Source organism: Amycolatopsis sp. DSM 110486 (genome assembly GCF_019468465.1).
In the GTDB taxonomy this organism is placed as follows: Bacteria; Actinomycetota; Actinomycetes; order Mycobacteriales; family Pseudonocardiaceae; genus Amycolatopsis.
Map to the genome: position 1 here is coordinate 3,670,800 of NZ_CP080519.1, position 12,571 is coordinate 3,683,370.

A 12,571-nucleotide genomic window follows, 5' to 3' on the forward strand; every position below is an offset into this window, starting at 1 on the left:
AATGACCGCTAGCGTCGAACGCATGAAAATTTCGGACTGGAAACGAGTGGTCTACGCCCTGCTCGCCCTGCCCGCCTGCTTCGGCGGCAGACGCGCCCGGCAGCTGCTCGCGGAGCGACTCTTGAACGTCCCGCCGCGCGAAGGGACCCCTCGCTACCTGGCCGCGGCCGGGGTGAGCGTGGTGGCCATCCCGTTTTCGCTGCTCATCGGGTTCCTGGTGTGGCGGATCGCGACGTACGGCCTGTTCTGGGACCCCTCGACGGCCGACGAATCGTGGGGCGGACCGTCGCTCATCGGGGCCTGGCTCGTGCACTTCTGGTGCGCACTGGGCATGGTCGTGGTGGCCATGTGGGTGCTGCGTCCGCTCACCGATCTGCAGGCCCGGCTGCTCTCCGGCCACGTTGTTACGGGAACAACGGTGCCGACCACCTAGAATGTCCGGATGAGCAGCCCCACGCGAAGGGGCCGCGCGCGAGCGGCTACCGAGCAGGACATCCGCCGGACCGCCCGGAGACTGCTGGTCGAACAGGGTCCGGACGCCGTGACGCTCCGGGCGATCGCCCGGGAGCTGGGCATCACCGCGCCGGCCCTGTACCGCTACTACGAATCGCGCGACGACCTGGTGGAGAAGCTGCGCCTCGACGTGATCGCCGATCTCGCCGCCGAGCTCGCCGAGGACGTCGCCGTGCTCCCCGACGACGGGATGGCGCAGCTGTTCGCCATCTGCAAGGGCTTCCGCCGCTGGGCGCTCACGCACACCAAGGAGTTCACGCTGGTGTTCGCGTCGCCCACGGGCGGCGTCGGCACCACGGCGGGCAGTGCGCTGCACCGCCTCGACGAGCCGTTCGGCCGCATCTTCCTCGCCGCCGCCGGCCAAGTCCTCGCCACGCACGACCTGGTCATGCCGCCGAACGACGTCGTCCCGCCCGAGCTGCGCGACGACCTCACCGCGTTCCAGAGCGAGCTGCTCGCCGTGCTCGGCGAGTCGGGCCGCGCGATCGCGCCCGAGAAGCTGGACCTCGGGCTCACGTACCTGATGATCCAGTTCTGGGCGCGCCTCTACGGCCACGTGACGCTCGAGGTGTTCGGCAATTACCCGATCCCCGTGTCGAAGCCGGACATCCTCTTCGAGGCCATCCTCACCGACCTGGCCCGCGACGTGGGGCTGTACGCCGGTTAGGCCGTGTGGCCGCCGTCGACCGACAGCGTCGCGGCGGTGATGTACGCGCTCGCCGGGCCGGCGAGGTAGGCGACGGCGTCGGCGACTTCCTCGGCCGTGCCGTAGCGCCCGACCGCGGTGAGCGACTTCTGGTCGTCGGCGAACGGGCCCTCGGCCGGGTTCATGTTGCCTCGCTGCCACCCAAGAAGGTTCGGTTTCGCGCACGGCCGGACACGGTTTGTGACAAACTCACCTTCGGATCTTGAAGGGGAGGGCCGGGGTTGCTGCACGTCCAGGGGCTGGTGAAGGACTACGACGGGCGCCGGGTGGTGGAGGGCGTGTCGTTCGCGTTGCAGCCGGGCACGGTCACCGCGTTCCTGGGCCCGAACGGCGCCGGGAAGTCGACGACGCTGCGCATGATCTGCGGCCTGACCCGCCCCACGGCGGGCACGGCGACGATCGCCGGGCGGCGGTTCGCGGAGTGGCCCAACCCGGGGCACGTCGCGGGCGTACTTCTCGACGCGGCCGCCGTGCATCCCGGGCGCACGGGCCGCCACCACCTCGTGAACGGCGCCAAGCTCATGCGCCTGCCCAGCTCGCGCGCCGACCAGGTGCTCGCGCAGGTCGGGCTCAGCGACGCGGCGAACCGGCGCATCGGCAAGTACAGCCTCGGCATGCGCCAGCGCCTCGGGCTCGCGCACGCGCTGCTCGCCGACCCGCCCGTGCTCATCCTCGACGAGCCCATCAACGGCCTCGACCCCGAAGGAATCCGGTCCACGCGGCAACTCCTGCGCGGCTACGCCCAACGCGGCGGCACGGTGCTGCTGTCGAGCCACGTGCTGTCCGAAGTGGACCAGACGGCCGACCGCATCGTGATGATCGGCCACGGCCGCGTCGTCGCCGACGGGCCGCTCGCGAGCTTCGCCGGCCCCGCGCGGACGGTCGTGCGCACCAACGACGTGCCCAAACTCGGCACCGCCCTGCAGCGCGCGGGCCTCGACGTCCGACAGACCGGCCCCGACGCGCTTTCCGTCGCCGCCCCGACGGAGCGCGTCTCGGAGATCGCGTTCGCCGCACAGGTGCGGGTGCTCGGGCTGGCCGAGGAACAGCAGAACCTGGAAGAGCTCTTCTTCCGCCTCACGGGAGGTCCGCGATGATCCCGATGCAGACGCCTGTGCAGCAACAGCCGGCATGGGCGACCGGTGCTGCGAAGCGCGCCTCGTTCGGCGCGGTGGTGGGTGTCGAGCTGCGGAAGTTCGCCGCCACGCCGGCCGACAAGATCCTGCTGATCGCCGGACCCATCGCGGTGGTGCTGCTGTCGATCCTGTTCATGGTCGACCCGTTCAACCCGGTGACCATGCGCAAACAGCTGGGGACCGTGGTGACCACCATCCGGTTGGCGGCGATCCTCGTGGACGTCGCCCTGGTGAAGCTCATCGCGAGCGAGTGGCACTACCGCAGCGCCCAGCCCACCCTGCTCGCCCAGCCCTCCCGGCTGAGGTACGTGCTGGCCCAGGGCGCGATCGCCGCCGGTGCCTGGGTGCTCGTGGCCGGCCTGCACATCCTGATGACCTTCACCTACTTCGCTGGTGTGCTTGACGACCACGACGCCGAGAACCTGCTGACGATCCGGGTGGGCACCACGATCGGAGTGTGCCTGCTCGGGTCGTTCCTCATGACCCTGCTGGCCGTCTCGATCGCGTGGCTGATCCCGAACACCGCCGGCGCGATCGCCGCCTACTGCCTGATCTCGATCCTGTTCGTGATCGTGCAGGCCAATCAGGACTTCGCAGGCTGGGTCGATCCGGTCGAACCCGCGCGACAGCTCGGCGGGCTGTCCACGCACGGCCCGATCGCGCTGGCCACATCGCTGGTGCTCTGGCTCGGGGTCACGGCGCTCGGCGTCACTCGCGCTGCGCGGCGGGAAGCCGCCTAGCGGACAAGGGAGCCGCCGCCGGGATCGACCGCGGCGAAGTAGTCGCCCGCCATTTTGCGCAGCGGCGGGCAGTACTTGTCGGCGGCGCGGCGGTAACCGTCGATGGACGAGTCGTCCGCGCCGCCTTGGTGGAAGGTGTCGAACGCCAATGGCTCCGCGGAGCCGGTGTTCACGATGAGGGAGCAGCCGTTCATCCCGGCCGAAGTCACGGCGTAGTAGCGCCCGAGCAGGATTTCTCGGCGGAAGTGGCTGCTCAACCCCGATTCGGACATCCACGCGGACTGCCACGGGTCGGGTTGGCGGCTGTCGGCGGCGTCCGTGTGCACGACGAGTAGCCCATCGGCCGAGTTGATGTCGCAGGCCTTGACGTTCGGGTCGAAGGTCGGCTGGCTGGTGGCACCGAGTGCGGCGAGCAGAGCAGGGTTGCGCTCGAACTGGGTGCAGCTGTCGGGGAACACGTTGGGCCGGGTGGTCACCGTCGGCAGCTTGTCGTAGGCGATCGAGTCGGCGGGCAGGGTCGGCGCCGGCTTGCCCGGGGCCGGACCGGGCGCCACGGCGCAGCCGGTCAGAGCGAGGGCAGCGGCGAGTACCGGCAGAACGGTGAGCGATCGACTACGCACGGCGAGCACGTTACCGGCCCGGGCACGAGACCCGGGCCGGAACGCGCGAATTCACCAGCACTGAAACACCAGCGCCGATTCACAGCACGATGTTGACCAACCGCCCCGGCACCACGATCACCTTGCGCGGCGTCTTGTCGCCCACCAGCGCGGCCACCTTCTCGTCCGCCAGAGCCGCGGCCTGCACGGCCTCCGAAGCAGCATCCGCCGGCACCGTCACGCGCGCCCGGACCTTGCCGTTGACCTGGATCGGGTACTCCACCGAGTCCTCGACCAGGTACTGCTCGTCGACGACCGGGAAGGGGCCGTGGACCAGGGAGTCGACGTGGCCCATGCGGTGCCACAGCTCCTCGGCGACGTGCGGCGCCAGCGGAGCCAGCAGCAGCACCAGCGGCTCCGCCACCTCGCGCGGGGTGCCGGCAGCCGAGCCGTACACCTTCGTCAGGTGGTTGTTCAGCTCGATCAGCTTCGCGCCCGCGGTGTTGAACCGCATCTCCGCGTAGTCCTCGCGGACGCCGGCGATGGTGCGGTGCAGCAGCTTGCGGTCGGCCTCCGACGGATCGTCGGCGGTCACGCGCAGCTCACCGGACTGCTCGTCGATCAGCAGGCGCCACAGGCGCTGCAGGAACCGATGCGCGCCGACGACGTCCTTGGTCGCCCAGGGGCGGGACATGTCCAGCGGGCCCATGGACATCTCGTACACGCGGAAGGTGTCGGCGCCGTAGGTGTCCGACATCTCGTCGGGCGTCACGGCGTTCTTCAGGCTCTTGCCCATTTTCCCGTACTCCTGGGTGACCTCCTCGTCACCCAGGAAGAACTTGCCGTCGCGCTCCACGACCTCGTCGGCCGGCACGTGCACGCCGCGCTTGTCCTTGTAGGCGTACGCCTCGATGTAGCCCTGGTTGAACAGACGCCGGTACGGCTCCTTCGACGACACGTGGCCCAGGTCGAACAGCACCTTGTGCCAGAAGCGCGAGTACAGCAGGTGCAGCACCGCGTGCTCGACGCCGCCGACGTACAGGTCCACGCCACCCGGGTCGTCCACGCCGTGCTCGGCCGGGCGCGGGCCCATCCAGTAGGCCTCGTTCTCGGGCGCGCAGAACACGTCCGGGCTGTCCGGGTCGACGTAGCGCAGCTGGTACCAGCACGAACCCGCCCACTGCGGCATCACGTTGGTGTCGCGGCGGTACTTCTTCGGCCCGTCGCCCAGGTCCAGCGTGACCTCGACCCACTCGGTCGCACGCGACAGCGGCGGCGACGGCTCGGAGTCGGCGTCGTCCGGGTCGAAGGTCTTCGGCTTGTAGTCGTCGACGTCCGGCAGCACCACGGGCAGCTGGTCCTCGGGCAGCGGGATCGGCATCCCGGTCTCGTCGTAGACGATCGGGAACGGCTCGCCCCAGTAGCGCTGGCGCGCGAACAGCCAGTCGCGCAGCTTGTACTGCACGGTGCCCTCGCCGGCGCCCTGCTCCTCCAGCCACGCGATGATCGTCTTCTTCGCGTCGGCGACACCCATGCCGTCCAGCGACACGGTGTCATTGGCGGAGTTGATCGCCGCGCCCTCGCCGGTGAACGCCTCGCCGTCGAAGCCCTCGCCCGGGTCGACCGTGCGGACGATCTCCAGCTCGAACTTCTTGGCGAAGTCGTAGTCGCGCTGGTCCTGCGCCGGCACGGCCATGATCGCGCCGGTGCCGTAGCCCATCAGCACATAGTCGCCGATGAAAACCGGGATTTCCTTGCCGTTGACCGGGTTCACCGCGAACGCGCCGGTGAAGACGCCGGTCTTCTCCTTGTTCTCCTGACGGTCCAGATCGGACTTGCGCGACGTCGCCAGGCGGTACTCCGCGACGGCGTCGGCCGGGGTCTTCGCGCCACCCGTCCACACGGCCGGGTGCTCACCGGCCCACTCGGCCGGCGTCAGCTTGTCGACCAGCGGGTGCTCGGGCGCCAGCACCATGTAGGTGGCGCCGAACAGCGTGTCGGGTCGCGTGGTGAAGACCTCGATCTTCTCGTCCCCGGAAGCGCCGGCGGCGAACGCCACCCGCGCACCCTGCGAACGCCCGACCCAGTTGCGCTGCATGGACTTGACCTTCTCGGGCCAGTCCAGCAGGTCCAGGTCGTCGACCAGCCTGTCCGAGTACGCGGTGATCCGCATCATCCACTGGCGCAGGTTCTTGCGGAAGACGGGGAAGTTGCCCCGGTCGCTGCGCCCGTCGGCGGTCACCTCTTCGTTGGCGACGACCGTGCCCAGGCCGGGCGCCCAGTTCACCGGCGCCTCGGAGATGTAGACCAGGCGGTGGTCGTCGATGACCTTGCGGCGCTCGACGTCGCTCAGCTCGCTCCACGCACGCCCGTCGGGCGTCGGGCGCTCACCGGACGCGTACGCCTTCTCCAGGTGCTCGATCGGGCGCGCCTTGCCCGCCTGCTCGTCGTAGTAGGAGTTGAAGATCTGCAGGAAGATCCACTGGGTCCACTTGTAGTAGTCCGGGTCGATCGTCTCGATCGAACGGCGCTCGTCGTGGCCCAGGCCCAGGCGCTTCAGCTGGCTGCGCATCGTGGCGATGTTCGCCTCGGTGGTCGTGCGCGGGTGCGTGCCGGTCTGCACCGCGTACTGCTCGGCCGGCAGGCCGAACGCGTCGTACCCCAGCGTGTGCAGCACGTTGCGGCCGATCATGCGGTGGTAGCGCGCGTAGACGTCCGTGCCGATGTAGCCCAGCGGGTGCCCGACGTGCAGGCCCGAGCCGGACGGGTACGGGAACATGTCCTGCACGAACAGCTTGTCCGACGGCACCGGCTCGCCCTCGACCGCCAGCGCGCCCGTCGGGTTCGGCGCGTGGTAGGTGCCGTGGTCGGACCAGTAGTCCTGCCAGCGGCGCTCGATCTGCCCCGCGAGCTCCGCGGTGTAGCGGTGCGGCGGGGTGTTCTCGGCGCCGGGAGCGCCGTCACCCGTGGTCGGGGTGGGCGCCGTGGACTCTGTCATCGCCGTCTTCCTCCGTGATCGGACCACTCCAGAAACAACTCGACCCCTCAAGCCCGAAGGCATGAGGGGTCGCCGCGCCGGCCGGGCCAAGGGTTGGCCGAGTCAGCGCGGCAGGCCAAGGAGCAGCCGAGCCGTGTTCATACACTCATTTTAACGTGGTGGTCAAAGCTGTTCCGACGGGACTGCCAAAGCGATGACCTGCGTCACCTGCGTCGCGGAGAAGTTGTTGTCGCTCACGAAGACCAGGCTGCGCTCACCGTTCGGCAGCGCCGGGCCCCAGGTCATGCCCTCGACGTTGTCCACCGCGGAAACGTAGTCCGACAAGTCGGCGATCAGCTTCTTCTTCACCGGCTTCACGCCCTTCGCGCCGGCGAGCGATTTCACGTTCAGCACATTGGTCGCGCCGGACGTGTCGATCTCGTACACCCGCACCTTGTTACCCACACCGGTGACGAACGAGCGCTCCATCATGAGGAACTTCGTCGGGTCGAGCTGGTTCACCGCGAGCATCGAGGACACGCCGGTGTCGGCGAACGCGCCGGCCGGCACCGAGGTCGCGAACAGCTTCTCCTGCGGGTACGCGTACTGCGCGAGTACCTGGCCCGTCCGCGCCTGCAGGGTGACCCGCGAAAGCGCGCCGGACGTCGGGGTCGGCGGCGGGCCGTCCTGCAGCAGCGGCGCCTCGACCTCGCTGGCCAGCAGCGCGCCGAAGCCGGTGTAAGCGAGGCCTTCGAGCACGTAGTTGCGGCGCGGGCCGGCGTCGGCGGTCATCTTCTCGTCGGCCGGCAGCGGCAGGTCACGCACGTAGCGGCCGTCCCGGGTCGCCTCACGGATGGAGGGCTGGATGAACGAGTCCGCCAGCCGGTCGCCTTCCTGCGACCAGGTGTACCCGCCGGTCCACGGGTCCACGCGCAGCTCTTCGGGGTCGATCGTCTGCTCGTTCTGCGGCGCCGTCGGATCGTTCTGCGCGAGCGGTGGGTACGGCGTGCCGTCGGGACGCAGCAACGGCTTCGTGCCGGTGAACGTCACCGGGCCGAGGTGGTGGGCGTCGAGGGAGAACTTCGCCGTGTAGAAGCGGGCGGGGTTGATCGCGGAGCGGTCGTCGCAGATGAAGGCGTAACCGCCGGTGCGCGGGTCGAAGTCGATCGACGACAAGCCGCCGACGGTGGTGCCCTGGAACTGGAGGGCGTTGGGCACGAGCTGCTCGCCGATGAGGCGAACGGGGCGGGCGTGACTCTCCGAAAGAACCTCAGCGCTCGCGGCCGGAGCGGCGAGCAGGGAAAGGGGCAGTGCCCCGATCAAGGCGGCGGTGAGCACGCGGCGTCGCTGGGACGAAGACATGGCGTGTAGCACAACGGACGAGGGTATCCACCACGTTGCCGGGAGGTCACGCTTATCCTCAGGGGGTGTTCGCTATCGCGCTCGTCCCGATCGTGCTGGGTCTCGTCGTCGGCTGGGGTGGCTTCCTCGGCTTCCGCGAACGGCTGACCCGCGAAAGCGGTACTGGTGTCCGCACGGCGGCTTCGCTGCGCAGTGACGCCGCCTTCAAGCTGGCCAACCGGGTGGCGAGCGTGCCGACGCTCGCGGGCGGCGCCGTCGGCGTGATCGCCGGGCTGGCGGGCCTCGCCACCGGCACCACGGCCGGGATCGTCGCCGCGGCTTTTGTTGGTGTGCTGGGCATGCTGGTGCTGGTCGTGGGTGGCGGAGTGCTCGGCGCCCGCGCCGCGCTGACCGTGCCCGCTCCGGCTCCGGCCGCGCCCGCGGGCTGCAGCGGCTGCGCGTGCGGCTCGGGTGGCTGCGGCGTGTTCCAGAAGGCCGACAGCTAGTTCCGCTGCAGGTCGCCCGGGTGGGTGGCCAGCAACGCGATCGGCACGCCCTGGCGACGCAGCACCTGGCCCCAAAGGTCACGGTTGGGCGAGGCCAGGATGTCGCTCGGCAGCGCGGGCACGATGACCCAGTCGTCGCGCTCGATCTCGCCCGCCAGCTGCCCGGAGTCCCAGCCCGAGTAGCCGGCGAAGACGCGTACGCCACGCACCTTCGGCACGAGCGCTTCCGGGTCCGTGTCGAGGTCCACGAGCGCCACCGGCCCGCGCACGGCGATCACGCCGGGCACGCTCGCCGCTGTCTCGCCCGTGCGTAGCGCGGCCAGGCACAGAGCCGTTTTCTTCTCCACGGGACCGCCGACGAACACCGACTGCGGCTCCGCCACGTGCCCGCCCCAGTTGGGGAGCACGTCGTGCACCGGGACGTCGCTCGGGCGGTTCAGGACCACGCCGAGCGTGCCCTCGTCGCGGTGATCGATGACGAACACCACGGTCCGCTTGAAGTTCGGGTCGAACATCGTGGGTGCGGCGACCAGGAGCGTTCCCGGTTCAACCTCGGCGTCCGCTGGCACGCCGCCAATCCTCCCACTTCCCGCCCCGAGAATTTCGTCGGCACGGGAACACCAACCACTCGTGCCCCGTTGGGAACAGTAGGCCGGCGCACTCCGTGTCCCCCGGGCTCACTGAAGAACAGCCTTTGTGGAATACCAGTTCGGCTGGAGCCACACTGCGCCAAGCCGCCGAGAGGCGACCAAGTGCGCCGGCCGCCAACCTCCCTCAGCCGTGCCACGTCCGCGGTCGCAGCGGCAGGCCCGATGTGCCCTCGTCCGGAGTCCGCACCGCCAGGACCTGGTTCACGCCGATCTGGTTGCTCTCGAACGCGAGCGCCGAAGCCGCCATGTACATCCGCCAGACGCGGGCGCGACCGGCTCCGGCGAGCCCCGTGGCCCGGTCCCAGTCGGCTTCCAGATTGGCGACCCAGCGGCGCAGGGTCAGCGCGTAGTGCTCGCGCAGCGCTTCGACATCGCGCACCTCGAACCCGGCGCGCTCCAGCTGCGTCACGGTCGTGCCGACCGGCGCGAGCTCGCCGTCGGGGAAGACGTAGGCGTCGATGAACCCGTCCAGCTGGTACTCCGACTCGTCCTCGCGCGGCCGGCGGCCGATCTGGTGGTTGAGCAGTTTGCCGCCCGGACGAAGCAGGGCGTAGAGGTCGCGGGCGTACTCCAGGTAGCTCTCGGCGCCGACGTGCTCGGCCATGCCGATGGAGGAGATCGCGTCGTAGGGACCGTCGGAGACGTCGCGGTAGTCCTGCACGCGGATCTCCACGCGGTCGGTCAGCCCCGCCTCCGCCACGCGCTTGCGGGCGTACGTGGCCTGCTCCTCCGAGAGCGTCACGCCGACGACGTGCACGCCGTGCTCGCGCGCCGCGTGCAGCGCCATCGAGCCCCAGCCGCAGCCGACGTCGAGCAGGCGCTGGCCCTCGCGCACACCGAGTTTCCGGCAGACGAGCTCGAGCTTGTCGCGCTGGGCCGTCTCCAGGGTGCTGCTTTCGGACCAGTAGGCGCACGAGTAGACCATCGACGGCCCGAGGACGAGCTCGTAGAAGTCGTTGCCCACGTCGTAGTGGTGGCTGATCGCCCGCTTGTCGCTGCGCCGGGTGTGCCGGTGGCGGGGCCGGCGCACCTCCTCGGGCGGCCGCGGGGGCGGCAAGGGCGGTCCGGCGAGCTTCAGCAGCTCGCCGATGGCGCCCCGCACCTCCGGGTCCCGCAGTGCGCCGAGAACACTGCCGCCCGCCGCCTCGTCGCGCTCCCAGATCAGCCCCGAAATGGCCCCGAGCGCGGTGTAGAGGTCCCCTTCGAGGCCGAGGTCGCCGGACACCCAGGCGCGGCCCAGGCCCAGCTCGCCCGGCTTGAACAGCAGGCGACGGAGGGCGCGGCGGTTGCGCACCACGAGCACGGGCGCGCCTTCCGGACCGGCCTGGGAGCCGTCCCACGCTCGGATCTGCAGCGGGAGCTCAGCTCCGAGCAGCTTCTCTGCGGCACCCACCAGCCGCGACGCGGCGCCGGTCATAGCCACACCCCTCTCCCGAAGACGACAGTCGGACGTCTGTCCTCTACGTAAAACGCTTTCACACCCTTTCGCAGTCCCCCATAGGCGTCACAGCTCAGTAAAATCCCGCCGGTTCACTGGGCGAAGTGCGCTCATTAGGACCTTCTGGGCCGTTCACGCCGTAGCTACGCTGGCCCCCGTGACGATCAGCGCGACAACGGAGCGGATCGGGCCGAGGCTCCTGGTCCGTGATCGCGAGTTCCGCAGGCTGCTCTACACCCGGTTCGCCGCGCAGTGGGGCGACGGCGTGTACCGGGCGGGCCTCGCGGGTGCCGTGCTGTTCAACCCCGAGCGCGCCGCCGACCCGCTGGCCATCGCCGAGGGCTTCGCGGTGCTGCTGCTGCCGTACTCCGTGGTGGGACCGTTCGCGGGCGCGCTGCTCGACCGGTGGGACCGCCGGCGCGTGCTCGTGTTCGCGAACCTGCTGCGGGCAGTCGCCATCCTCGCGTCGGCCGCCGCGGTGGGCACGGGTCTCGGCGGGCCGGGGCTGTTCTCCCTCGCGCTGCTGGCCGAGGGCTTGTCGCGCTTCATCGGCTCGGGTCTTTCGGCTTCCCTGCCGCACGTGGTCCCGGCGCCGAGCGTCGTGTCCGCAAACGCTTTCGCGACCACGCTCGGGTCGGTGCTGGCCGTGGTCGGCGGTGGGTGCGCCATCCTGCTGCGCGTGGTCTTCGGCGCGGGCAACCTCGGCTCGGCCGAGACGACGGCGTGCGCCGCGCTGGGCGCGCTCGTCTCGGCGCTGATCGCCCGGCGGTTCACGCGCGGGGTGCTCGGGCCGACGGTCGTCGACGAGCCACCGAACCCGTTCCTCGCCGTCGCCCGCGGTCTCGCGGACGGCGCCCGCCACGCCTGGCGCGCGCCGAGCGTGACGGCCGGGTTCATCGCGCTGTTCGCCCACCGCGCGGCCTACGGCATCTCGCTGCTGGTCACCGTGCTGCTGATGCGCAACTACTTCACCGACAACGGAGTCTTCCGCGCCGGCCTGCCCGGGCTCGGGCAGATGGCCGCGCTCGCCGGCGCGGGCATCCTCGTGGCCGGGCTGCTCACGGCGCGGCTGATCCGCGGCTTCGGCCGGCTGCGCGCGATCCTCGGCGCGCTGCTGGTGGCCGCCGTCGCCCAGTCGGCGCTCGGGCTGCCGATGGTGCTGCCGCTGGCGTTGCTGGCGTCGTTCCTCATCACCGGCGCGGGTCAGGTGCTCAAGCTGTGCGTCGATTCGTCGATCCAGCTCGACGTCGCCGACGAGGCCCGCGGCCGCGTGTTCGCCCTGTACGACACGCTGTTCAACATCACCCAGGTGGCCGCCGTGGCCATCGGCGCGGTCTTCATCGCGGACAACGGGTACTCGCCGGGACTGATGATCGCGGCCACGATCTGCTACTTCCTCGGCGGCGCCGGTTACCTCGTGGCGCGCCGCCGCGCGGTGCCGGACCGGCCGAACTGATTCGCTGCCGCAAACCGTTGAGCCGAACGGGGTCAGTGATCGTCTCATTGGCATTAGAGTGACGCGTGACCCAGCCGGGTGAACCCCGGCGAGTGCAACCGACACGGGGGGCCACCGTGAGTACCGCAGGGGACGACCGCGCCCTGGAAGCCGCTCCTGCAGTGCTGACGTCTCCGGACGGGCTGGTCCGGGCCACCGTCGGCAGCGGCGGCACGCTGGGCCGGCTGGAGTTCGCTCCGGACACTTTCCAGCGCACCACTCCCGCCCAGCTCGCGTTCACCGTCCAGGCCCTGGTGCAGCAGCTCGCCGAGGCCCCGTTCACCGACGCCACGCCACAGCAGATGCCGTCCCCCCGTCCGACGCCGCGGCGCGTGCGCCCGCGTACGGCGCCTGCTCCGCAGAGCCCCGCCACGCAGGGCGCTGTGAAGCCGCAAGGACCGCTGCCTCCGCGAAGCGCCGTGCCGCAGCACCGGCGCCGCGGCTACTAACGCCGCGCACCGGATGTGCTG

At 70.5% G+C, this 12,571-nt stretch carries 13 protein-coding genes; 7 read left to right on the forward strand and 6 right to left on the reverse strand.

Annotated features, from left to right (window positions below; translation table 11 throughout):
• The first annotated feature begins 22 nt into the window (after nt 1–22).
• Together K1T34_RS17790 and K1T34_RS17795 are read left to right on the forward strand one after the other, a co-directional pair.
• Entirely contained in the window at nt 23–433 is a 411-nt protein-coding gene (locus K1T34_RS17790; protein ID WP_220245367.1) for a hypothetical protein, read from the forward strand.
• Nucleotides 434–442: 9 nt separating this feature from the next.
• Nucleotides 443–1,180 carry a TetR/AcrR family transcriptional regulator gene (locus tag K1T34_RS17795; RefSeq protein WP_220245368.1) on the forward strand — a complete coding sequence of 246 codons (738 nt, stop codon included), beginning with the start codon at nt 443–445 and terminating at the stop codon, nt 1,178–1,180.
• On the opposite strand, the gene K1T34_RS17800 is transcribed toward K1T34_RS17795, so the two are convergent.
• Nucleotides 1,177–1,344 carry an SDR family oxidoreductase gene (locus K1T34_RS17800; RefSeq protein WP_220245369.1) on the reverse strand — a complete coding sequence of 56 codons (168 nt, stop codon included), beginning with the start codon at nt 1,342–1,344 and terminating at the stop codon, nt 1,177–1,179. The genes K1T34_RS17795 and K1T34_RS17800 overlap by 4 nt on opposite strands.
• A 96-nt stretch (nt 1,345–1,440) precedes the next feature.
• On the opposite strand from K1T34_RS17800, the gene K1T34_RS17805 reads away from it, so the two are divergent.
• Both K1T34_RS17805 and K1T34_RS17810 read left to right on the forward strand, forming a co-directional pair.
• The gene (locus K1T34_RS17805) at nt 1,441–2,316 is read left to right on the forward strand and encodes an ABC transporter ATP-binding protein (RefSeq protein ID WP_220245370.1); all 876 of its coding nucleotides are present in this window, start codon (nt 1,441–1,443) and stop codon (nt 2,314–2,316) included.
• A complete protein-coding gene (locus K1T34_RS17810; protein ID WP_255638568.1) occupies nt 2,313–3,095 on the forward strand; it encodes a hypothetical protein in 783 nt (260 codons plus the stop codon). Before K1T34_RS17805 ends, K1T34_RS17810 begins: the two co-directional genes overlap by 4 nt.
• Here the strand turns inward: K1T34_RS17810 and K1T34_RS17815 are convergent.
• The 3 genes from K1T34_RS17815 to K1T34_RS17825 form a co-directional block, all read right to left on the reverse strand.
• A complete protein-coding gene (locus K1T34_RS17815) occupies nt 3,092–3,715 on the reverse strand; it encodes a hypothetical protein (RefSeq protein WP_220245371.1) in 624 nt (207 codons plus the stop codon). The two genes, K1T34_RS17810 and K1T34_RS17815, sit on opposite strands and share 4 nt — an antisense overlap.
• A gap of 79 nt (nt 3,716–3,794) precedes the next feature.
• Nucleotides 3,795–6,692 (reverse strand): leucine--tRNA ligase, encoded by a 2,898-nt coding sequence (gene leuS, locus K1T34_RS17820; RefSeq protein ID WP_220245372.1) that lies wholly within the window; start codon nt 6,690–6,692, stop codon nt 3,795–3,797.
• Nucleotides 6,693–6,854: 162 nt separating this feature from the next.
• Nucleotides 6,855–8,033 carry an esterase-like activity of phytase family protein gene (locus K1T34_RS17825; protein ID WP_220245373.1) on the reverse strand — a complete coding sequence of 393 codons (1,179 nt, stop codon included), beginning with the start codon at nt 8,031–8,033 and terminating at the stop codon, nt 6,855–6,857.
• A 65-nt stretch (nt 8,034–8,098) separates the two neighbouring features.
• Here K1T34_RS17825 and K1T34_RS17830 point away from each other — a divergent pair, with 65 nt between their 5' ends.
• Nucleotides 8,099–8,518 (forward strand): SdpI family protein, encoded by a 420-nt coding sequence (locus tag K1T34_RS17830; protein ID WP_220245374.1) that lies wholly within the window; start codon nt 8,099–8,101, stop codon nt 8,516–8,518.
• Here the strand turns inward: K1T34_RS17830 and K1T34_RS17835 are convergent.
• Entirely contained in the window at nt 8,515–9,096 is a 582-nt protein-coding gene (locus K1T34_RS17835) for a YqgE/AlgH family protein (protein ID WP_220247264.1), read from the reverse strand. The two genes, K1T34_RS17830 and K1T34_RS17835, sit on opposite strands and share 4 nt — an antisense overlap.
• Nucleotides 9,097–9,292: 196 nt before the next feature.
• Nucleotides 9,293–10,585, reverse strand: coding sequence for a class I SAM-dependent methyltransferase (locus K1T34_RS17840; protein ID WP_220245375.1), 1,293 nt, complete (start codon nt 10,583–10,585; stop codon nt 9,293–9,295).
• 178 nt (nt 10,586–10,763) lie between these two features.
• Here K1T34_RS17840 and K1T34_RS17845 point away from each other — a divergent pair, with 178 nt between their 5' ends.
• A complete protein-coding gene (locus tag K1T34_RS17845) occupies nt 10,764–12,062 on the forward strand; it encodes an MFS transporter (protein WP_220245376.1) in 1,299 nt (432 codons plus the stop codon).
• A gap of 116 nt (nt 12,063–12,178) precedes the next feature.
• On the forward strand, nt 12,179–12,550 hold the full coding sequence (locus K1T34_RS17850) for a hypothetical protein (protein ID WP_255638569.1): 372 nt from the start codon (nt 12,179–12,181) through the stop codon (nt 12,548–12,550).
• Nucleotides 12,551–12,571 lie beyond the last annotated feature (21 nt).

Excerpts from the sequence above, each read along its gene's own strand:
- K1T34_RS17840 (WP_220245375.1), bottom strand. The coding sequence starts at position 10,585 with ATGACCGGCGCCGCGTCGCGGCTGGTGGGTGCCGCAGAGAAGCTGCTC.
- K1T34_RS17810 (WP_255638568.1), top strand. The coding sequence starts at position 2,313 with ATGATCCCGATGCAGACGCCTGTGCAGCAACAGCCGGCATGGGCGACC.
- K1T34_RS17825 (WP_220245373.1), bottom strand. The coding sequence starts at position 8,033 with ATGTCTTCGTCCCAGCGACGCCGCGTGCTCACCGCCGCCTTGATCGGG.
- K1T34_RS17790 (WP_220245367.1), top strand. The coding sequence starts at position 23 with ATGAAAATTTCGGACTGGAAACGAGTGGTCTACGCCCTGCTCGCCCTG.
- K1T34_RS17800 (WP_220245369.1), bottom strand. The coding sequence starts at position 1,344 with ATGAACCCGGCCGAGGGCCCGTTCGCCGACGACCAGAAGTCGCTCACC.
- K1T34_RS17795 (WP_220245368.1), top strand. The coding sequence starts at position 443 with ATGAGCAGCCCCACGCGAAGGGGCCGCGCGCGAGCGGCTACCGAGCAG.
- leuS (WP_220245372.1), bottom strand. The coding sequence starts at position 6,692 with ATGACAGAGTCCACGGCGCCCACCCCGACCACGGGTGACGGCGCTCCC.